Source organism: Verrucomicrobiia bacterium, from assembly GCA_036405135.1.
In the GTDB taxonomy this organism is placed as follows: Bacteria; Verrucomicrobiota; Verrucomicrobiia; order Limisphaerales; family JAEYXS01; genus JAEYXS01.
Genome location: DASWYF010000002.1, coordinates 233,173 through 253,861, shown reverse-complemented (window position 1 = coordinate 253,861; position 20,689 = coordinate 233,173). Strand labels below are relative to the sequence as shown.

Annotated in this window: 17 protein-coding genes; 10 read left to right on the top strand and 7 right to left on the bottom strand. The window is 55.1% G+C overall.

What is annotated here, in order from left to right; all coding sequences use genetic code 11:
* The first annotated feature begins 72 nt into the window (after positions 1-72).
* The 3 genes from VGH19_01165 to VGH19_01155 all read left to right on the top strand — a co-directional run bounded on the left by VGH19_01165 (position 73) and on the right by VGH19_01155 (position 5,015).
* Positions 73-2,265 carry a M60 family metallopeptidase gene (locus VGH19_01165; protein ID HEY1169952.1) on the top strand — a complete coding sequence of 731 codons (2,193 nt, stop codon included), beginning with the start codon at positions 73-75 and terminating at the stop codon, positions 2,263-2,265.
* A gap of 190 nt (positions 2,266-2,455) precedes the next feature.
* Positions 2,456-3,013: a sugar O-acetyltransferase gene (locus VGH19_01160; GenBank protein HEY1169951.1), complete on the top strand. Its 558-nt coding sequence runs from the start codon at positions 2,456-2,458 to the stop codon at positions 3,011-3,013.
* A 262-nt stretch (positions 3,014-3,275) separates the two neighbouring features.
* Positions 3,276-5,015: an ABC transporter permease subunit gene (locus VGH19_01155; GenBank protein HEY1169950.1), complete on the top strand. Its 1,740-nt coding sequence runs from the start codon at positions 3,276-3,278 to the stop codon at positions 5,013-5,015.
* 688 nt (positions 5,016-5,703) lie between these two features.
* On the opposite strand, the gene VGH19_01150 is transcribed toward VGH19_01155, so the two are convergent.
* On the bottom strand, positions 5,704-7,407 hold the full coding sequence (locus VGH19_01150) for a DEAD/DEAH box helicase (GenBank protein ID HEY1169949.1): 1,704 nt from the start codon (positions 7,405-7,407) through the stop codon (positions 5,704-5,706).
* A gap of 291 nt (positions 7,408-7,698) precedes the next feature.
* Here VGH19_01150 and VGH19_01145 point away from each other — a divergent pair, with 291 nt between their 5' ends.
* Complete coding sequence (locus VGH19_01145) at positions 7,699-9,729, top strand: UvrD-helicase domain-containing protein (GenBank protein HEY1169948.1); 2,031 nt, start codon at positions 7,699-7,701, stop codon at positions 9,727-9,729.
* A gap of 63 nt (positions 9,730-9,792) precedes the next feature.
* Here the strand turns inward: VGH19_01145 and VGH19_01140 are convergent, their stop codons facing one another.
* Entirely contained in the window at positions 9,793-10,968 is a 1,176-nt protein-coding gene (locus VGH19_01140) for an iron-containing alcohol dehydrogenase (protein ID HEY1169947.1), read from the bottom strand.
* A gap of 16 nt (positions 10,969-10,984) precedes the next feature.
* The gene (locus VGH19_01135) at positions 10,985-11,290 is read right to left on the bottom strand and encodes a putative quinol monooxygenase (GenBank protein ID HEY1169946.1); all 306 of its coding nucleotides are present in this window, start codon (positions 11,288-11,290) and stop codon (positions 10,985-10,987) included.
* Positions 11,291-11,429: 139 nt separating this feature from the next.
* On the opposite strand from VGH19_01135, the gene VGH19_01130 reads away from it, so the two are divergent.
* The 4 genes from VGH19_01130 (at position 11,430) to VGH19_01115 (ending at position 14,648) form a co-directional block, all read left to right on the top strand.
* Positions 11,430-11,939, top strand: a complete 510-nt coding sequence (locus VGH19_01130; protein HEY1169945.1) for an exosortase system-associated protein, TIGR04073 family — start codon at positions 11,430-11,432, stop codon at positions 11,937-11,939.
* A 67-nt stretch (positions 11,940-12,006) separates the two neighbouring features.
* Positions 12,007-12,879, top strand: coding sequence for a 4-(cytidine 5'-diphospho)-2-C-methyl-D-erythritol kinase (gene ispE, locus VGH19_01125; protein ID HEY1169944.1), 873 nt, complete (start codon positions 12,007-12,009; stop codon positions 12,877-12,879).
* 250 nt (positions 12,880-13,129) lie between these two features.
* Positions 13,130-13,258 (top strand): hypothetical protein, encoded by a 129-nt coding sequence (locus VGH19_01120; protein ID HEY1169943.1) that lies wholly within the window; start codon positions 13,130-13,132, stop codon positions 13,256-13,258.
* A complete protein-coding gene (locus VGH19_01115; GenBank protein ID HEY1169942.1) occupies positions 13,245-14,648 on the top strand; it encodes a hypothetical protein in 1,404 nt (467 codons plus the stop codon). The genes VGH19_01120 and VGH19_01115 overlap by 14 nt, the downstream gene beginning before the upstream one ends.
* On the opposite strand, the gene glgA is transcribed toward VGH19_01115, so the two are convergent.
* On the bottom strand, positions 14,649-16,097 hold the full coding sequence (gene glgA / locus VGH19_01110) for a glycogen synthase GlgA (protein HEY1169941.1): 1,449 nt from the start codon (positions 16,095-16,097) through the stop codon (positions 14,649-14,651). It abuts the gene before it with no gap.
* Complete coding sequence (gene serS, locus VGH19_01105) at positions 16,094-17,392, bottom strand: serine--tRNA ligase (protein HEY1169940.1); 1,299 nt, start codon at positions 17,390-17,392, stop codon at positions 16,094-16,096. The genes glgA and serS overlap by 4 nt, the downstream gene beginning before the upstream one ends.
* A 192-nt stretch (positions 17,393-17,584) precedes the next feature.
* On the opposite strand from serS, the gene VGH19_01100 reads away from it, so the two are divergent.
* Both VGH19_01100 and VGH19_01095 read left to right on the top strand, forming a co-directional pair.
* Positions 17,585-17,980, top strand: a complete 396-nt coding sequence (locus VGH19_01100; protein HEY1169939.1) for an MOSC domain-containing protein — start codon at positions 17,585-17,587, stop codon at positions 17,978-17,980.
* A gap of 18 nt (positions 17,981-17,998) precedes the next feature.
* Positions 17,999-19,306, top strand: a complete 1,308-nt coding sequence (locus VGH19_01095) for a glycosyltransferase family 4 protein (protein ID HEY1169938.1) — start codon at positions 17,999-18,001, stop codon at positions 19,304-19,306.
* A 3-nt stretch (positions 19,307-19,309) separates the two neighbouring features.
* Here the strand turns inward: VGH19_01095 and VGH19_01090 are convergent, their stop codons facing one another.
* Both VGH19_01090 and VGH19_01085 read right to left on the bottom strand, forming a co-directional pair.
* Positions 19,310-20,140: a cysteine peptidase family C39 domain-containing protein gene (locus tag VGH19_01090; protein HEY1169937.1), complete on the bottom strand. Its 831-nt coding sequence runs from the start codon at positions 20,138-20,140 to the stop codon at positions 19,310-19,312.
* A 19-nt stretch (positions 20,141-20,159) separates the two neighbouring features.
* On the bottom strand, positions 20,160-20,645 hold the full coding sequence (locus VGH19_01085) for a hypothetical protein (protein ID HEY1169936.1): 486 nt from the start codon (positions 20,643-20,645) through the stop codon (positions 20,160-20,162).
* Positions 20,646-20,689 lie beyond the last annotated feature (44 nt).

Sequence of the window (20,689 nt, the reverse complement as noted above, 5' to 3'; positions counted from 1 at the left end):
ATTATCCGAGCGGATAGACGTTCGCTCGGAAGCGCTTTCTTCGCAGCCATCGCTATATTCACTGCGACTGTCTTGCACGCGCAAACCGCGCAATTTCCACAAGCAGACATTCGTTTTCTTCAGGAGGGTGTGAGCGTCATCGAGTCCAGCGGATTGCCGGGACCGGTGGCGGCGTTTGGGCCACAGGCGTTCCCAGTAGTGCTGGGTTCGGTGAACAAGACTGTCTCTGCGCCTGTCGTGGTGGCGAGCCGTCTGGGAAGCGGGCGCATTGTGGCGTTCGGACATGGTGGTTTTCTCAGCACTACGGATAAGGCGGATTCGGGGAAGTTCCTGCAGAACAGTGTGCGCTGGGCGTCCAGTCGCACGACGGCCAAGCCTGCTGAAATCAAGGTGGGCGTGTTGAAGAATGATGGGTTGCAGAAGTATCTGAAGGCGCAGGGCTTTGATGTCACGGTCCTGGATCCGAAGGATTGGCACAACAAGCTGACCGGGCTGCATGTGGTGTGTGCGGATGTGGGTGATTGGAAACCGGATGCGAGCCGTCCGGCACTGGATAAATACCTTCGTGCAGGTGGTGGCTTGCTGACGGCGAGCCTGGGCTGGGGTTGGTTGCAATTGAACCCGGACAAGACATTGAGGGATCATCATTTGGGCAATCAATTGCTCACGCATGCAGGTATTGTTTATATGGATGGGACGTTAGAGCGCACGGCGAAGAATGGTTTCGCGGTCACGAACAGTTTGCCGGTGGTGGTGAACACATCGCATGCATTGAACACTCTGCTCGCGGTCACAAACGCCTCCACGCCCATCATGCAGCAACTGGTTGGGCAGGCTTCATGGATTCTGACACAGACGGCGCAGGCGTTACCGAAGAGCGACAAGCTCTTGCAACCGCAGATGGTGGCACTTAAACAGCGTAGCAAAGGCAAGATCCCCAGTGAGAAATCGCCGCTGAAGACGGAGGACAGCATCGAGCGGCTCACGATGACGCTGGATCTGCAGAACCTGAAGAATGCCCCGGCGGAACAGGTCAAGGGGCATCCGGCGGCGGTTGAATTTCCTGGCAGTGTCCCCTCCTCTGCTGAGCGCGTCACGAAGAGCATCCCTATCAGCACCAAGCAAACGGGCTGGCATTCCACGGGGCTTTACGCTGCGCCGGGTGAGGTCATTCGCATCGGATTGCCGGGTGAGGTGACGAAGGACAAGCTCACGGCACGTATCGGCTGCCACACAGATCGTCTCTGGGACAAGACCACGTGGTCGCGGGCGCCGGAGATCACTACGACGGAGCCGTTATCCAAGACGAACAACACCATCGCCAGTGCGTTTGGTGGGTTGATCTACATCGAGGTGCCGGGGAATGCGGCGGCGAAGGAATTTACTGTCACGATCGCCAATGCGGTGAATGCGCCGCGTTTTGTACTCGGCAAGACTACGCTGGAGGATTGGAAGCAGACGATCCGCAATCATCCGGCGCCTTGGGCGGAACTGGAGACGGCGAAGCTCATCCTCAGCGTACCAAGCAAGGCGATACGGTCACTCGATGATCCTGAGGCGTTGATGAAGCATTGGAATCAGGTGATGGATGGTGTCTCCGATCTCGCGACTATTCCGCGTGATCGCAAGCGTCCCGAGCGTTTCGTTCCCGATGTGCAGATCTCCGCGGGTTATATGCATTCAGGTTATCCCATCATGACACACCTCGATGTGGTGAATGAAACATTAGATCTCAAGCATCTGACCACGAAAGGCAGTTGGGGGCATTATCATGAACTGGGCCACAATCATCAGGCGCCGGAGTGGACGATCGATGGCACCACGGAAGTCACTTGCAATCTTTTCTCGCTCTACACATACGACAAAATTTTGGGCATGGGTCTTACTGGCCATAATGGCATCAGCGCGGATTCACGTCAGAAGCATTTGAAGAAATACTTCGGCACGAATGCAAAGTTCGATGATTGGAAGCGTGATCCGTTCCTGGCGCTCACGATGTATTATCAGCTGATCGAAGGGTTCGGCTGGGATGCGTTTAAGAAGACGTTCACGGAGTATCGCAATTTGCCGAAGGAAGAGAAACCGAAGAACGATGATCAGGAACGTGATCAGTGGATGGTGCGTTTCTCGAAGACGACGGGCAAGAATCTCGGGCCTTTCTTCGAAGCGTGGAAGGTTCCGACATCTCAAGCGGCACGGGATAGCATCAAGGATCTGCCGGTGTGGATGCCGGAGGCGGATTTTCCGGCGAAGTATAAGAATTAACCACGGAGGCACGGAGAAAGCGTAAGAGAGGAATCAAAATAAGACGGGCACCCCTCTCCCCTCCGAGGGGCGAGGGAGATGAGGCGTTATCTTGCTTTCCTCATCCACTGGTATTCGGAGTGCAATGTCAGCACCCGAACATAGAGGCATGGACTATCCTTTTCTTGTCTGATGGTTTATTTTGCGAAGTATGAAAACGGAGAAGGAGAAGATGCTCGCAGGGGAGCTTTATGATGCGCTGGACGCGCAGCTTTCGCAGGAGCGGCAGCGATGTCGCGATCTGTTCAAGGCGTTGAATGATTCGCGGGAAGATCAAGTGGTGGAGCGAAAGAAGATTTTGGAGGAGCTGTTCGGTTATCCGAATGATGCTTGGATACAGCCGCCGTTCTTCTGTGATTACGGCTACAACATCAGGCTGGGGAGCAAGGTGTTTTTCAATTTCAACTGCGTGGTGCTGGATGTGATGCCGGTGACGATTGGCAGCAATGTGCTGTTCGGTCCCTCGGTGCAAATCTATACGGCGATGCATCCGCTGAGCGCGATGGAGCGGCGCACGTGGCTGGAGTATGCGAAGCCGGTGACGATCGGTTCCGATGTGTGGGTGGGCGGCGGGGCGATCATCTGTCCGGGTGTGACGATCGGAGATCGCTCGGTAATCGGCGCAGGCAGTGTGGTGACGAAGTATGTGCCGAGCGATGTGTTTGCAGCGGGGAATCCGTGCAAGGTGATACGGCAGTTGAAGGGGTGAACAGTTTGTCGGTTGGCTGTTAACCAACTTCCGCTTAATAATTGAACATCAATGGATTGGTCCCTATTTCCACTCTTATTACTTTTCGGGGCACCCGCATGGGCATTCCTGATGATCTATCTGGCATTTCGGCTCCCGACCAAACAGAAGAGCGCCCAAAAATCTAGCCCCATAAAAGTGTTAACTACGGTATTTCTGATCATAGCCCTCATTGGTTTAGGTTTGTTTGCTTATACCATCCTTACTTTTGATCCCCGTTGAAGTGGAATTTGGCATTGGCAGCACTGATCAGTCCGGCATCATGGTGGTGGGAAATCACATGGCCAAGGACCAGCGAACAGTTTTTCTGCCAGTGCTGGAACGCGAACTGCGGGTGCAGGCGCGTAAGAAGATCACTTATCGTCTGCGCTGGATCACAGCCTTGGTGGCTTTGCTGATAGGCGGGTCCCTCTTGTGGGCATTCAGCTCGACTCCATTGTCAGCCAATTCCAGCAGCCAGGTGTTTTACCTCCTCGCGGGCCTAGGCATCCTGTTCAGTCTGATAGAAGGTGTGCGGCTGGCTTGCGATTCCATCAGCAGAGAGACGCGTGAAGGCACGTTGGGGCTGCTCTTCCTGACGGACCTGAAAGAGTATGAGATCATTCTGGGCAAGGTGGGAGCCTGCTCGCTTTCCGCCTTCTACGCCATGCTGGCATCGTTTCCCATCTTGGGCATATCACTGCTACTGGGTGGTCTGATGTTTGGAGAACTGTTCCGCGTGGGCATTGTCCTGGTCGTTTCGCTTTTTTACTCCATCAGCCTGAGCCTGTTAGTTTCTTCGCGCTGCAAGGAAGAAAGCCGCAGCATGGTCGGGGCTGTGTCCCTCGTCTGTCTGATGGTTTTCCTGCTGCCGGTGTTGCTCGACGTGTTCCTGCCGTCACCGTTTGGGGAGTGGGGTGCATGGACCAGTCCGTTCGCGGCATTTGGGAATTCATCCGATATCGCCTATCAGGTGAATCCTCTCGGCTTCTGGTCAAGGATCGCGGTTTTGCTGGTCCTTTCCGTTGGCTGTCTTGCATTGGCAGCCAGAAGGCTGCGGACCACGTGGATGACGGAGAAGTCCACCACGGCAGACCATCGGCGACCTCATCCATTCTGGCTGCGGGCCAGATTGAGCATGAATGGATCGGACAATCCCATCTTCAATCTGGCCGCTCACCGTCACGTCCGCAGTTTGTGGCTGGTCTTTGGTTTTTTCTTTTACCTGTATGTGGTTTCCATCCTAGAAGACCGTCACTGCTCTTTTCTGCTGCCGATGATCTTCTTCGTGATCAAAGTGGTCATCGGCTGGAAAGCCTGCGTTGATTTTCAGAAAGCCAAACAATGCGGTGCTTTAGAACTTTGGCTTACCTCTTCCCTTACAGTGCGAGAAATCATCTCCGGCAAACGGCAGGCGATGAACCGCTGGTTTCTAGCTGGGCTGGTGCTGGTCACAAGCGCGCTGCTGCTCTATTGGTTCCAGTCGATGCTCATCAATACGAACAACGACATCCTCTTTGCTGGTATCATGGGCACCTTTGTGGATTTCGGACATGGTCCCATGCCTTTTGATACAAACATGCATAACCTCATAGTGCTGGCCATGCTGGGGGTGGTCTTCTTCTTTGATACTTGGGCGATGATCTGGATGGGCATGTGGCATGGGCTGGCGGGCAGAAGCATCGTGGAAGCGGAGACCAAAGCGTTTTACTGGGTTCTGCTGCTACCATGGCTGGTGATGTTCATTTCACAGGTCTTTTTCATGTTCGGCGGCGGATTTGATCCGGAAGAACTGACGATGCAGACAGCTGTCACCGTTCTCACTGTGTTCGCGGATATCTGGTTTGTGATCTATGCGAAACGGAAGTTAAACAGACGTTTCCGGGATGTAGCGGCGGAGGCATTCATGCACAAACCGGCGTGGTGGGAACGGGTGTTCAACCGGATATTCAGGAGGGCGGCAGGAGCACGAGTGACAGCATGAGCAGGTTGAAAATGCAGGCCAACCATCAGGAGGGACTGCACGGATAGGCATTAATAACTCCCCTTCTGGCACTCCTTCAGAGTGCATTTTATTTACCGATTTGACCGGTGGTATCGCTCGTTCCTCGCTCAACCAACCGGCTACTTTCTTTTATCCCGGCGGGATAACACCGATCAATATCGCAAGCGATTTGTGTTCTAGGTGAACTCTTTTTAAGAATTTTTCCGCCTTCAATAAGAAAACAACGCAACACACTCACAACCAAACAGTTACGACTCAAAAATAATTTTGATTAAAAGTTCACATGGACAGCCAATGTCCTACCCCCCTCGCTAAAGTGTGCGGCATGAAGGTCGAGGGAGGAGAAAAAACGGGGCCGGAAGAAGCGAAGGCCAAGGAGGCCGGAAGGGGGACTTCCGGGCGGGTGACGGAGAACGTCATCGCGCCCGGAAGACTTTTACCCTTCAAAAGTTTTCATGCTTTTAGGGCAAACCCGGCACCCCTCACCCCGGCCCTCTCCCCTCCGAGGGTAGAGGGTTCTCACTTCGGCCCTGTTTCATATAATTTTCCGTTATCAAATTTCGGAGCAGCATCTAGGGCGAAAACGCGAAGGGCGATTCTTTCGAACCGCCCGTGCTTGAATCAATCTGTGCTACAGGTGAAGAGCAATAGCTCCTCTGCCCTAACTTTACCAGCTGCGGCCGGGAGGCAGGCTCTTGCTACCACCGTAGCCGCCACCACCGCCGAAGCGGCGATTACCTCCACCGCCACCAGAACGATGCTTGCCACGACGGCCCTTGGACTGGCTGGGCAAGGGTCCACCGTAAATCTTGCTCACGCTGGTGTCGGGACGGTTCGCCAGCCATTTGTGGATGGGCGGACGTTCGTTGGCGCCTTCGCGGTTGCCATCCACTTCACGCGGCTCACGCGGTTCTTGCGGGCGTGGTCCACGGTTTGGCTGGTTGTGCCGAGGTTGCTGGTGTTGCGGTCTGGGCGGACGCGGGCCTTGGCCATGCTGTTGCGGTTGCGCCGGGCGCGGATGCTGAGGACGCTGTTGGGGCGGTCTCTGCGGCTGATGTTGCTGATGCTGTTGCGGTGGCCGCTGAGGTTGACCTTGTTGAGATTGGGGTTGGCCTTGAGGCGGGCGTTGCTGCGGTGGCCGGTTTTGCGGATGCGGCTGGTGTTGAGGCCGTTGCTGCTGGCGCTGTTGCTGTTGACGGGGCTTCGGCTTGATGGTTTCGCCGGGACGCAGTTCATCAAAGGCCGGGCTGGCGTTGTACGGGAAGTTTTCCAGCCGTTCGCGCACAATCTTTTGGCCGATGAATTTCTCGATGTCACGGACCTGGCCGCGTTCCTCGGCGATCATGATGGTGAAGGCGTCGCCAGTGGCTTGCGCACGACCGGTACGACCGATGCGGTGCACGTAGTCCTCCGCGTGGAGCGGGACGTCGAAATTAATGACGTGGCTGACCTCAGGCACATCGATGCCGCGGGCGGCGATGTCCGTAGCGACGAGCACATCGTAGCGCTTATCGCGGAAGCCTTTGAGCGCGTCTTCACGTTGGCGTTGCGAACGGTCCGAGTGGAGCGTGGCAACGGCATGGCGATTCTTGCTGAGGAATTTCGCGATGCGATCGGCGCGATGGCGTGTGCGGCAGAAGATGATGACGGAATCGTAATTAATCTGATCGAGCAAGGCCTGGAGCAGATCGGTCTTTTGACCATCGGCCACAGGGAAGATGGCGTGCTTAACCGTAGTGGCCGGGGAACGGCGCGCGCCGATCTCGATGATCTCGGGTTTGTTCATGGACCATTTGATGAGGGCATCAATGTCCGGCGGAACAGTGGCGGAGAACAGACAGGTCTGGCGCTGCTTCGGGCAACGCTCGATGATGCGGCGGACGTCAGGGAGGAAGCCCATGTCCAGCATGCGATCGGCTTCATCGAGGACGAGATGCTGCACTTGATCCAAGCGAACGGTGCCGCGCTGGAGGTAATCGATCAGGCGTCCGGGTGTGGCAATGAGGATATCGACGCCACTGCGGAGCATGTCCGTCTGCTTCCCATAGCCGACACCGCCGAATACGACGACGGAGCGCAATTGGGTGAAGCGGGAGAAATCGCGGAAGGAGGTCTCGACTTGGGCAGCCAATTCACGCGTGGGCTCAAGCACGAGGACGCGTGGACCGGGAGCGGGCTTCTCCAGTTTAGACAATATGGGCAGCGCAAAAGCGGCCGTCTTGCCAGTGCCAGTCTGGGCACTGCCAATGACGTCCTTACCTGCCAAAATCTTGGGGATGGCACACAACTGAATGGGCGTTGGCTCCACATACCCCATGGCCTTCACGCCTTCCATCACTGCGCTGGACAAACCCAGCTCTGCAAAACTCATACGGTAAATTGGCCGAAACAAAGGGGGAATGAAAGAGGATTCCGTAAGGGGAACTATCGGAAACATCGAACATCCAACGCCCAACGTCGAACACCGAGAGAGGGAAACCCTATAAAATGGAGGTCTTTGTGTCATGTCTCACCCCTCACCCCGGCCCTCTCCCCGTTAAGGGGAGAGGGAGAACATTTTGCACGATTGTTAGCAATCAAACTCGCCAAGTTTTCGGGAAGTTTTTCTACGCGAAACCCTTCGCTTGCGTTCGGTTGGTTCGCTCCTACACTCCCGCGCGCGATGTTCGATATTGGTTCACTCAACCCGCAGCAACGGGAAGCGGTCCGCACGATTCAGGGACCGGTCTTGATCCTTGCCGGCGCGGGCACGGGGAAGACGCGTGTGATCACGGTGCGTATCGCGCACATGATCGATCGCGGGGTGAATCCGGGAAATATCCTGGCGGTGACCTTCACGAACAAGGCGGCGAAGGAGATGCAGGAGCGTATCAGCAAGCTCGTGCCGACGCAGCGCGCCAAGAAGGGTGAAGAGAAGCCGCCTCGCCCTACTATCTGCACGTTCCATTCTCTATGCGTGCGCATCTTGCGCCAGCACATCGAGAAGCTCGGCTACAAAAAGAATTTCGTCATTTACAGTGAGAGCGAACAGCTCGGGGCGATCAAGAAGATCATGAGCCGCCTTTCCTCGAAGGGCGAGAAGTCCGATCCGGGCGCGATTCTCTCGATGCTCAGCCGCTTCAAGAATGGAGGCGTGGATTCCACCTTGTTCGCGGATGAGAGCGTGCGTGCTCTGGCATTGCACGTGCGTCGTCAATACGACACGGCGTTGAAGGCGTGTAATGCGGTGGACTTCGATGATCTGATTTTGCTCACGCTGAGGCTTTTTGAGGAGCATCCGGAGGCGCTGGAATCGTGCCGTGCGAAGTATCAATACGTGATGGTGGACGAGTATCAGGACACGAATGCAGCGCAATTCCAGCTCGTGCATTTCCTGACGAAGGTGCATCGGAACTTCTGTGTGGTGGGTGATGATGATCAGAGCATCTACGGCTGGCGCGGCGCGGAAGTCGCGAACCTGCTGAATCTCGAACAGCATTTCCCTGAAGTGAAGGTCGTGAAGCTGGAGCAGAATTATCGCTCTACAAACACGATCCTCGAAGCAGCGAACGCAGTCATCAAGAACAACACGCAACGGCGCGGCAAACAGCTCTGGTCCACCAAAGGCCAAGGTGAGAAAATCACGATCGCGAAGTACCCGAAGGACGAAGACGAGGCGCGGGAGATCGTGCAGCAGATCGAGTTCAACCGCATGACACGGCAGATTCCCTGGGTGCATCATGCGATTTTGTTCCGCACGAATCTGCAGGCGCGACCGATTGAAACGGCATTACGCAAGGCCGGCGTGCGTTATCACTTGATCGGCGGGCAGAGTTTCTTCGACCGTCGTGAGATCAAAGATTTCATGGCGTATATCCGCACGTTCATCAATCCGCACGATGACATCAGCCTCTTGCGCATCGCGAACACGCCAGCGCGTGGATTGAGCGATACGACGATGCAGCGATTGCTGGAGACAAGTCATGAGCGCGGATGCTCGGTGTATGCGGCGATGCGGCATACGGATGTGCAGGACTCGTTTCTCACGCGCATCAAGGAAAGCATCCAGGCATTTCTCCTGTTCATCGAAAAGATGCGCGAGCCGTTGCAATCGGAGGACACGCTTTCACTGAGCAATTGGGCGAATAACTTCCTGACGGAGACGGGTTATCTAGATGATTTGCGCAAGTCGGAGAAAGATCCGGAGACTGCCGAGAATCGCGTGAAGAACATCAGCGAACTCGTCGCCACACTGGACACGACTCCGGGCGGCACACCGAAGCCGCAGGATCGCCTGGTGGAGTTTATGGAAGAGATGACGCTGGATACCGAGCGCGCTGAGGACAAGGAAGTGAAAGGCGATGCGGTTACGCTCATCACGATGCATAGCTGCAAGGGCTTGGAGTATCCGCATGTGTTCATCGTGGGCATGGAGGAAGGACTCTTACCACACGCACGGAGCAAAGTGGAAGGCACGCTCGATGAAGAGCGGCGACTTTTCTACGTGGCGATCACGCGCGCGCAAGAAAGCCTGATGGTCAGCCATTGCGATGCGCGGATGCGTTACGGCCAGCCGATGCCGTGCCACCCGTCGTCGTTCTTGAAGGAGATGCCGGAAAACTTGGTGGAACACATGAGCGAGAAGTCGAAGAAGCCGGTGACGGTGGAGACAGGGAAGTCGATTTTTGCGGGGATACGGGCGAGTTTGGGGTAAGATTATTTACCGCGAAATACGCTAAATACGCGAACGATCGCACCCTTTTCTCTTTTCGTGTATTTAGCGGTTAATTTCTTCTCTCATCGCCGCTTTCAAAATTCTGCTCAAATCACCTGCAGCAAGCTCCACCGGGTTCGCCTTCATACTGCTCGCTTTCGCCGCTTTCTCCACGACGGATTCCACGTCTTTCTCCAAACAGCCATATTGAGAAAGCTTGGGCACTCGTAAATCGTTCACAAGTTTTTCCACCCACTCCACGCCATCTTCCGCGCTCGCTTGCAGCCTTCCTGTCAGCAATCTCCCGATCTCCTCATAGCGCGCCAAGGCTATACTGCCCGGTGCACTCTCCCGCAATTCCTTGATATTCGCCGCCATCACATGCGGCAGCAGCGCGGCACACACCGCTCCATGCGGTGCGGGAAACATCCCACCGAACGGCGCAGCAAATCCATGCACCGCACCAAGACCCGCATTCGCCAACGCCAGCCCACCGAAGAGACTCGTCACCGCCATATCTTCACGCGCCACCTTGTCATTCCCCTGCTCCACCGCTTTACGCAGCGACTTGGCAGCACGGCGAATCCCCTCCACACACCAGCCATCCGTCATCGGATTCGCCTTGGCGCAGACGTAAGGCTCGATCACCTGTGTCAACGCATCCAAGCCAGTGTAAGCCGTCACATCCTCTGGCAAATCATACGTCAACTCCGGATCCACAATAGCCAATCGCGGCAACATTAGCGGACTGCGCAGGCTCACTTTCACCCGATGCTCTTTGGAGCCGAGCACCGCATTCCGCGTGACTTCCGCACCAGTTCCCGCGGTAGTGGGTATCGCGATGTAAGGAGCTGCCGGATTTTTCAGCGGCAATGCCTTGCCGATCACTTCCAAGTAATCGAACAAATCTCCGTCATTCGTCAGCAAGCCACTCACGGCCTTGGCGGCATCGATCACACTGCCGCCGCCGAAGCCGATCACCACATCACACCGTTCAGCCTTAGCTTGAGTCGTTAAAGCCTGCACAGAGTCTGTCGTCGGCTCACCGCTCACTGAAGCCATCACGACCTCCAATCCCGCTCGCTGCAACTGACTCAGCAAACCTTGCGCGCGGTCCGCCCGGCTGCCTGTCACCAGAAACACCCGCCGACCAAATCCCTGCGCTGCCTTCGCCGCTTCTGGTAAAGTTCCAGAGCCAAAAATAATCCGCGTTGCCGTAGCAAATTCAAAGCGCGTCATAATGCGTAGTCAAACCCTACCACTTCGCATCTTCTGGGAATATATTGCTGTATTTCACACTCGCGCGTGGCTCAGCCATCATGTCCGCCACAGTGTCGCGCCATTTGGCGTAGTGCTTGGTCTCCTTGTGCTTCGCCGGGGCTTCCGGATTCCGATAGACCTCTACTAGCACGAACTTGGACGGGTTATCCTGTTGTTGAACGATGTCAAAACGGGCAATACCCGGTTCCTGCACGCTAAGCTGGGCGTTCTCAATGGTGGCAAGTTTGAACGCTTCCACCGATTCTGGTTTCACATGCACATGGACATGAACGATTAGCATATAGAAAAGGTTCCTTTTCCCCAGCAAACGCCAGCCGGTGCCAGTGGGTCAATCCGTTTCCAAAGAACGGTGCGAATTGCTGCTTTACAAGATTGTGCTAGGTTGAATAAGTTCAACCAGTAATCACGCTGACTAACCTATGCGCAAACCATTGGCCCTGTTGTTTTCGGCGGCTGTCGCGGTCACTTTGACCACCGGCTGTGCTGGCCCTTCCCACAAGCTCGGTCGCGGCATCAATAACGCCACAGAATTCGCCCGTCTCGGTGACCTTCGTCGCTCCATGGAGCAAACCGCCATGTGGTATGGCCCCGATCAGGCTTACACCTCCGGTTTTATCAAGGGTATCAACCGTAGCGTGACCCGCACCGCCTTGGGTGTTGTTGAAATCGTCACCTTCCCCTTCCCGTCTTACGATCCTTTCTACATGAAGCATAGCAAAGGTAACGAGGACATCTACATCGGAGGTCCTTACCAGCCGAAGCAAGTCTGGTCCATCAACTTCATGACGGAAGACCCGGCCTACCCCACGAATTTCAAGCCGGGGCTGATTTCCGACAGCATTTTCGCGACGGATACGCAGATTGGTTTCAGCGCGGGTGATGCCTTCCCGATGGTTCCGGGCAGCCGTTTCCACATCTTTGATTACTAAAAAAGCTTTTCAAACAGCCGGCGCCAACATTTGCTTGTTGGCGCCGTTTTTATTTTAAATACGCGAGATGCCACTGACATATCAATCGCACTGCAAGGTCAACCTGATCCTGAACATCTTGGGCAAGCGCCAGGATGGCTTCCATGAACTGGAGACCGTGATGCTCCCCATACCGCTCCATGACACGCTCACCTTTGAGCGCGCCGGGCGCGGTGTCACCCTCACCTGCAGTGAACCCAGCCTACCCGTGGATGCCAGCAATCTCGTTCATCGGGCCGCCTCGGGCTTTTTGACGAATGCAAAGATGTTCGATGGAGTGAAAATCCATTTAGAGAAACGTATCCCCATGGCCGCTGGCTTGGGCGGTGGCAGTGGTAATGCCGCGATCACGCTGCTGGGCATGAACGAACTTTTCGGTCAACGTCTTCCCGAGAACCGTCTCTACGATCTCGCCGCTGCCCTCGGTTCCGATGTTCCATTCTTTTTGCAGAAAGGTCCGGCATTGGCTATCGGTCGTGGTGAGAAGGTCCAGACGCTGCCTCCTTTCAAAGCGCTGCAAGGTTGCGCCATGCTGCTCATCCATCCTGGCTTCGGGGTTTCCACCGCATGGGCATATCAGAATCTCGCCCGTTTCCCGGAGGACTTGAATGGGCGCGCCGGTCGCTCTCAGGAACTGGTCAATGCCCTGAACACTGCGGATACTGAAGCCGCCGTGAAGCTCTTTTACAACTCCCTCGAAGCACCCGTGCTGGAGAAGCATCCCATCTTAAAGATGTATCAGGATTTTCTCGAAGCCCGTGGCGCATTCCGCGCGATGATGTCCGGCAGCGGCTCCACCACCTTCGCCGTATTCCCAAGCAAAGCGGCTGCGGATGCCGTGATCGAGGAGTTCAAAGGCAAGTTCGGCGAGACCGCGTGGATCGCTTCTGTGGAGCTTTAACTCAAACTTTCTCCTTCTCGCGTTAGCGAGAAAAGATTCATAGCCACGGGTTTCCAACCCGTGGTTGGCATTTCCAGATTACAGCGTCGCATCGCGACGCAAGATACTTCGCCATTATCCTTAGATCTACCGTCACTACGTGACGGAACTTGCTCTCCATTCACACAGCGGCTTAAAAGCCGCTGCTACGAATCTTTCGCACCTAATGGCGCGATCCTCATACAAATTTCTCCAACTTGGTGTCTATCCTATGAAAACCAACCAGATTCATGGGGAGAAAACACCATTGGTTGTCATTGCTGTTGCTGACTGCCGGGCTTGTGGGCGGTTTGTTTCTATCGGGTTGCGCAAAAGAACCATCCCTTTTGCAGCGGCCTGAAAACGAACCGCAGATAAAGGCTTTCTTCAACGCCAAGGAGGCGCAAGCCCGGCAGCTGGTCAGCATGGAAAAGAAAGAGTTGCCACCAGAGATATGGCCTTACTTTGAGGCGGGCAAGAAAGGAGACTGGGCCACCGTCACGAATCTCTACGGAAAAATGGCGAGCCGGAGTCATCAGTTCGATGGCAACAAAAGCTACGATGAACGGATGCTGACAATGGCGTGGAATCCCATCAATGAAACAGACCGCTTCTACCTGCAATGCACTCAGCCAGATTCCAATCTCGTCCTGAAGTTTGGCGAGGAAGTCATGCGTCTTATCCCACCTGGCAGCATCTACTTTGGAGATACGGATACGGGGCGATTCGTGCCCACGGCACTCTGCCGGGACCATGCCAAGGGTGATCCATTCTTCGTGATCACGCAGCATGCTATGGCAGATGGGCTTTATCTCGCCTATCTCCGCACCATGTTTGAGCCAAGAATCTACATCCCTACATTGCGTGACTCCCAGCAGGCATTCGATGAATACATCCAGGATGCAGTCAAACGCATGCAACAAGGGAAACTGCAACCTGGTGAAGATTTGAAAAAGGAGGGAAACCGGGTGGCCGTTTCCGGAATGACAGCGATCATGGCCATCAACAGTCTCATCTCCAAAGTGATGTTCGAGCGAAACCCAAACCATCAGTTCTATGTGTGTGAAGGTTTTCCCAACGCATGGATCTATCCGTATGCGGAACCGCATGGACTCATCATTAAAATCAACCGGCAGAAGCTCGACGAACTGAATTCGGAAATGATCCAAAAAGACCGGGATTATTGGCATAAGCAAATCACGCCACTCATCGGTGACTGGATAAAAGAGGAAACTACCATGACCGAAATCTGCGATTTCGTGGAAAAAGTTTACGTGCGGGAAGATTTCACGGGCTTCAAAGGCGAGACTAATTTCACGCGCATGGCCACCTTTTGGAGAAAAGTTCCCGCTTACAATTCCGCCTCGGCCAACTGGTCCAAATGCCGCTCTGCCATCGCGGGCATCTACGTCTGGCGCATCAATGATTGTGCCGAGCAGATAAGGGCGATCTATCGACTATCAGCAGAAGAGATGAATAAGAAACAAGCCGACATCCATCGGCTTACCGCTGAGCAACAGCGCTACATCAAAGAAGCGGATTTCGCTTATCGACAGGCCTTCGCACTGAATCCCTCTTCACCGGAAGCCGTTTATCGTTACGCCTCGCTGCTCACTTCAATGGGTCGACAGGAAGAAGCTTTACAAATGGCACGAGTGGCAAAAAAACTCAATCCGGCATTGATCACATTGGAGGCAGACTTAATTAAAGCCAAACTGCAAACCAATCCTGTGATAACGGTGACGCCCTAACTACCCCTTCATCGCCGCCTGATACACCGCCACATACTCCTCTGCCGTACGATCCCAAGAGAAATTCGCATTCATGCCGTTCTGGCGGAAATGCGTGAGCACTTCGGGATCTTTATAAAGGATCAGCGCTTTGCGGATGGCCTTGGCGAGTGCACGCACTGAGTATTCGTGCAGCTTGATGCCATTTGCTTCATCGCCTGATTCTGTGGCATCTATCACCGAGTCGTCCAAACCACCCACGGCACGCACAACGGGAATGGTGCCGTAGCGCAGGCTGTACATCTGGTTCAAGCCGCAAGGCTCGAACTTCGAGGGCATCAGGAAGAAATCACACGCAGCCTCAATGCGATGCGCCAGCACATGATCATAACCGATCTTGATGCCGACCTTGCCCGCATGGCGCTTGGCGAGATCGCGGAAGGCATTCTCCATCTGAGCACTGCCGCTGCCGAGGAGGACGAATTGCATGTCCGCCGCGAGCATCTCTTCCAGCGCACCAAGCTGGATATCCATGCCCTTCTGATCTGCGAGGCGTGACACCGTGCCGAACATCGGGACATCTGCACGCACCGGCAATCCAAGCTGCTCTTGCAAGGCCAGCTTGTTCGCGGTTTTCGCGGCCAGATCTTCGGCGGAGAATTGCGATACCAAGCACGGATTATTCGTCGTGTTCCACTCGTCGTAATCCACACCATTCAGAATACCCACTAAACGATCCTGTCGCGAACGGAGCAACCCATCCAATCCGCAACCGAACTCTTCCGTGGTGATTTCACGCGCATAACGCGGACTCACGGTGGTGATGTAATCGGAAAACGCGATGGCCGCTTTCAGGCAGTTCAGCGAGCCCCAGAACTCGGCCCCATCCGCATTGAAATAGGCGAAAGGCGCGTTCGTAAGCCAGAAGGAGGAAGCGCCAAAGACACCTTGATACGCAAGGTTATGAATGGTGAGGCAAGAAGCAGGCGGTTTGCCTTTGCCCGCTTTCGCCGCTTCCGTTTGCAGAAGCAGCGGCACCAGCCCTACCTGCCAATCGTGGATGTGAACGATCTCCGGTTGCCACGGAAGATAGAGCGCCAAATTAACGACCGCTTTACTGAAGAAGATGAAGCGCTGGTCGTTATCCGCGTAGTCGTGGCCGCCCTCGAGATACAGTCCGGAACGTTGATAGAACTCAGGCTGGTCGATGAAATAGATCGTGAGATTTGGCTCGGGCTGTAACACCTGCACACCACCGGAAACGACGTGGTCGCCCAATGGGATCTCCAGCTTCCAATCGAAGGGTTGCAGACCTTTGTGCTTCTCCGCGATGCCGCGATAGAGAGGTGTCACGAGACCGACCTGATGGCCGAGGCGCGCCAGCGTTTTTGCCAAAGCGCCGACCATGTCAGCCAGCCCGCCCGTCTTGGAGAACGGATGGACCTCACTGCTCGCGAGCAGAATTTTCATGCAGGGATCTTGTCAGCTTTGAGATACGGCTGCAGCGGTGCTGGGATACGAATGGAACCATCGGCCTGCTGGTGTGTCTCCACCAAGGCAACGAACAGACGGGCCAAGGCGGTCCCGCTGCCGTTCAGGATGTGAGGGAAGCGATTCTCGCCTTTCTCATCCTTGTAACGCATGCCCATACGACGTGACTGAAAATCTTCACAGTTCGAGCAGCTCGATACTTCGAGATACTGCCCCTGTCCCGGTGCCCAGACCTCGATGTCATACGTCTTGGCACTGGCGAAACCCATGTCACCCGTGCAGAGCATGATGGTGTGGTAATGCAGCTCGAGGAGTTGCAGAACTTTTTCGGCATTCGCCACCATCTTCTCGTGTTCGGCGTAACCATCTTCCGGGCGGACGATCTTGATGAGCTCTACCTTATCGAACTGATGCACACGGATCATGCCGCGTGTACCAACACCGGCTGCACCAGCTTCCGCGCGGAAGCAAGGGCTGTAAGCGCAGTAGAAAATCGGGAGCTGTTCGCCTTTCAGCAATTCCTCGCGATGGATATTCGCCACCGGAGCTTCAGCCGTGGGCAGAAGATATTGCGCGGGCGATTCGGTGTCCGTGCCCTTCATGACGGCATACGCCTGATCCATGAACTTCGGAAACTGCCCCACGCCCACCATGCACTCTTTGTTGATGATGTAAGGCGGTGCCACTTCCGTGTAACCGTGTTCGGTCGTGTGCAGGTCGAGCAGGAAATTCACGAGCGCACGTTCCAAGCGAGCGCCCCAGTTCGTGTAGAGCAGGAAGCCGCTGCCGGAGAGCTTCGCACCGCGATTGAAATCGATGAGCTTGCTGGCCTCGGCGAGTTCGATGTGCGTCTTGGGCTTGAAGGCGAACTGCGGCTGGGTGCCATACTCGCGCACAATCGGATTATCCGCCGCAGTTTTGCCGACGACGACAGACTCATGCGGCACGTTGGGAATGGTGAGCTGAAGCTGATCACGCTTGGCTTCCACTTCAGCCACCTGACGATCGATATCTGCGATACGATCCCCCAGTGTGCGTGTCTCGGCTTTTTTGGCCTCGGCTTCTTCGAGCTTCTTCTGGCCCATGAGCGCACCGATCTCTTTGGAGACACGATTGCGCAGAGACTTGAGCGTCTCTGTTTCCGCCACCAGCTTGCGCCGCTGCTCATCAAGCTGCAGCAGTTCCGAAATCTTGTTTTCGTCCCCCGCTCCTCGGGTGGACAGCCGTTCGCGGACATAATCCGTCTTCTCGCGAACCAGTTTGATATCCAGCATGGGGCGGATTATAGGAATGCGACCCTTTAGGGCAAGCATCGAACAGAATTCGACCGGTAGCGGTCTGAACTAAAGCAGCAGCAAAAAATGCAAAGCGGGACAACATCATGCGATCAACAAACGCTAGGGCAAGTAGCTTCCCTTCACTTGCACAGCACTCTTCCTTGGGAACCGATGCAAGACGTGTTCACAATGGAAGTGATTGCAGGCAAAGGCATCTTCGGCAATAAACGCTACTTCAACCGTCCTACACGTCGTCAAGTGACCTTGATCGAACGTGAACAGATTGAGGAACACGCTGCCATACTGGACCTTGATGAAATCGCTCCCGGTCGCGTGCGCTCGAACATCGAAACCTCCGGCATCTGGTTCCGTGATCTGATAGGTAAACGCATCCAGATCGGCAGTACGGCAGTGTTGTTTCTCTACGAAGCCCGCATCCCCTGTCATAAAATGGATGCAATCGCCAAAGGGCTGCGTCAGCTTATGGAAAACGGGAAACAAGGCGTGCTAGCCCAAGTCATCGTCTCTGGTGTCATTCAGACGGGGGATACAATCACTCTCGCCAACCCCAAGGCGGTCCAGTAGTCTGCGTCTTCAAGAGCTGTGAAGATACTTATCCTGGTCAACATCTATCCGCCGCATCATGCGGGGACCTATGATTTTCGGTGCGAACAGGTGGCATCCGAGCTGCGCAAACGCGGTCATGGGGTGCTGGTGTTGACCTCCAATCACGGCCTGAAGACGGAACAGCGGGACAAGGAAACCATCCGTCGCTTGCACTTGAACGGTATTTATGGCCATCCCAAGCTGGACCAGTTCAAGGAGATGAAAGACCTCGAGACGCACAATCATGAAGTGCTTCGCGAGACCTTGAACGAATACAAACCTGATTTGGTATATGTCTGGAGTTTGCATGGGCTTTCCAAGTCACTGATCTTCACTCTGCATCAAAGTGGCCGCCCGCTCGCTTATGATGTATCGGATTACTGGATCACCAATGAACTGAACACCGATCCTTGGCTGGATTGGTGGAATCGTCCGAAGCTCTCCATGGCGCAATCTGCCATGCGCTCGGCATTGGAGATGAGCAAACAGCGGGACAAGATGGATGAAGTGACGCCTACGCGCGACAACATCGCCACCAAGCGCCTCTCGCACATCTACGATACCGAAGGTGACCGGACCGCGTCGCAGCCTGGCAGCATCCAGACGTTCCGTTTCGAGCATATTTCTTTTGTCAGCCAGTTGTTGTGCGATTCCGCCATCCAGACCGGTTATCACATCGGCACGCCGACCATCATGCGTCCGGGCATCAACGTGGAAAAGTTTTTGGGTGATGTCCGTCCTCCAGAAATACCCGCCACGCGTCTCATGGTGGCCAGCAAGCTGCACAAAGAAAGTGGCGTGCGCACCGTGGTAGAAGCTTTCAAAGAATTACACGACGCCAATCCCGCAGTGACATTGACTGTGTGTGGCAGCGGCGAGTCTGAATACGTTGCGAGTCTTAAATCCTTTGCAACCCGGAATAAACTGCCGATCACATTCGACGCATCTATCGATCAGGCCAACGAATTGCCGCGTTTTTACCGCCAGCATGATTTCTTCATCCACTGCGCGGAGTGGGCGGAGCCTTATACCACAACTCCGCTGGAAGCGATGGCTGCGGGGATGATGGTACTCTCCACCGGTTACGGTGGTGTGGGTGAAGTGCTGCAACACGGTGTGAACTCCCTGCTCTACTCGGCAGGCAATGTCTTGGACCTCGCTCAACGCATCCAGTACCTCCAAAACGAGCCGGCCATGCGCTTGCAAATGGCTGTCACCGGCCAGCAGGAAGTGAAGGATACCTACACTACCGAAGCGATGGTAAATCGCGTGGAGGCGTTTCTGCTGAAAGCAGCGAAGGGTTGAGGACTATTCCAGCCAAACCATTGTTCCCACCCATAGTTCCGTCAGTCCCTCCAGGCTCCAAACCTCCCTCCCCACCGAAGGATCACCGATGATCGGGTGACCGGCCTCATTAAAGCCAAGCAGGACCACCGCATGACTCTGCCCGATAACCCAGCCCCACTGGTTCTCGTAGCGAGGCTCCTTCGCCGCGACTTCCGGCCGCAAATTCACCAGCAGGATGGCCGGTTGCCGTTCCTTGCTCCTCAGATCATCCAACGTAGCTGTCGCCACCCTCGCGCGATACCCCTGTGGGCGGGCCATCAACTCAACTCCGCGCAGCAGGCCGCCAAGCGATGTCCCATCCTTCCGTGTAAAACAGGCCATGATCAACTCACCCTCCACTGCCGCGATACCATGATATTGCAATAAGGTGGCCGCTGCCGCTGCACAGCAAGTGGACGGATGCGTCTGGCGACAGACCATGCCGTCCCAAAAATCAACACTACGCGGCACCTCCCCAAAGACCACCTTTCCCACCGGCAGAGAAGCCCCAACTACCAGCAAAGCACCCAGGACGATTCTTCGCCACCAAGGCAAATTCGTCTCACGCATGAAAATCCCTGCTCCCAAAGCCACCAAAGGCACCTGCCATTCCGCCGCGAACGGCAACCATGACGGTGGCACCAGCAACACCACGGCAGCCGTATCATACGCCCATCGGAAAAACGCCAGCGCCGTCAGCAGACTGACCAACACTCCCACCATGCGCGCACTGCGCGACCAGCCAGATGCCAGCCTGCGACCGGCAAGGAATGCCAGCGCCGACACCAGCATCAACAGCATCAACCCAAACATAAAACCTCCGCAAAAAAGCTCACCGATCCGTTTCTACTACGGCCAGAAGCACATCATTGGTCGTCGCTGGATTGGTCTCATGGAAATGGACCTTTCCGCCAGTCAGCAAATAATGTCCAGGCAGATACTGTGATCTATCCACCGCAACCGACCACTGATTAGCGCCCGCAGAATAATTTACGATATAGTAGTTCGTCTTGAACCAGCTCCCAAGATACGGAACCAGCTCCGCTTCATTGGCTGCGTATCTGCCAGTATCGTCCAGATGCATCTTCTGCGCCAATTGCAGCATCTTAAGGTCGGCAATCAACTTTCCTCCTTTGCAATGATGCCTGACTCCCTGAACCCAATCGAGAAATCCATCCACACTTTTGAATCGCTCATCCGGATGACCGCAAAATCTCCGAGAGCCCGGAACCGGATACGCACTGGCAACCACCACAACCACCCCGGCAAGCAGAACTAGCGCCAAAATCACTCCGATCTCTTTTGTTCCGGTTTGCATAAACCGCTTCTCTTAAGATAGCACCTCATTGTGATGCCAGGTCA

Coding starts and splice junctions, on each gene's coding strand:
- VGH19_01160 (HEY1169951.1), top strand. CDS start 2,456: ATGAAAACGGAGAAGGAGAAGATGCTCGCAGGGGAGCTTTATGATGCG.
- VGH19_01150 (HEY1169949.1), bottom strand. CDS start 7,407: ATGAGTTTTGCAGAGCTGGGTTTGTCCAGCGCAGTGATGGAAGGCGTG.
- VGH19_01145 (HEY1169948.1), top strand. CDS start 7,699: ATGTTCGATATTGGTTCACTCAACCCGCAGCAACGGGAAGCGGTCCGC.
- VGH19_01140 (HEY1169947.1), bottom strand. CDS start 10,968: ATGACGCGCTTTGAATTTGCTACGGCAACGCGGATTATTTTTGGCTCT.
- VGH19_01135 (HEY1169946.1), bottom strand. CDS start 11,290: ATGCTAATCGTTCATGTCCATGTGCATGTGAAACCAGAATCGGTGGAA.
- VGH19_01130 (HEY1169945.1), top strand. CDS start 11,430: ATGCGCAAACCATTGGCCCTGTTGTTTTCGGCGGCTGTCGCGGTCACT.
- ispE (HEY1169944.1), top strand. CDS start 12,007: ATGCCACTGACATATCAATCGCACTGCAAGGTCAACCTGATCCTGAAC.
- VGH19_01120 (HEY1169943.1), top strand. CDS start 13,130: ATGAAAACCAACCAGATTCATGGGGAGAAAACACCATTGGTTGTCATT.
- glgA (HEY1169941.1), bottom strand. CDS start 16,097: ATGAAAATTCTGCTCGCGAGCAGTGAGGTCCATCCGTTCTCCAAGACG.
- serS (HEY1169940.1), bottom strand. CDS start 17,392: ATGCTGGATATCAAACTGGTTCGCGAGAAGACGGATTATGTCCGCGAA.
- VGH19_01100 (HEY1169939.1), top strand. CDS start 17,585: ATGGAAGTGATTGCAGGCAAAGGCATCTTCGGCAATAAACGCTACTTC.
- VGH19_01090 (HEY1169937.1), bottom strand. CDS start 20,140: ATGTTTGGGTTGATGCTGTTGATGCTGGTGTCGGCGCTGGCATTCCTT.
- VGH19_01085 (HEY1169936.1), bottom strand. CDS start 20,645: ATGCAAACCGGAACAAAAGAGATCGGAGTGATTTTGGCGCTAGTTCTG.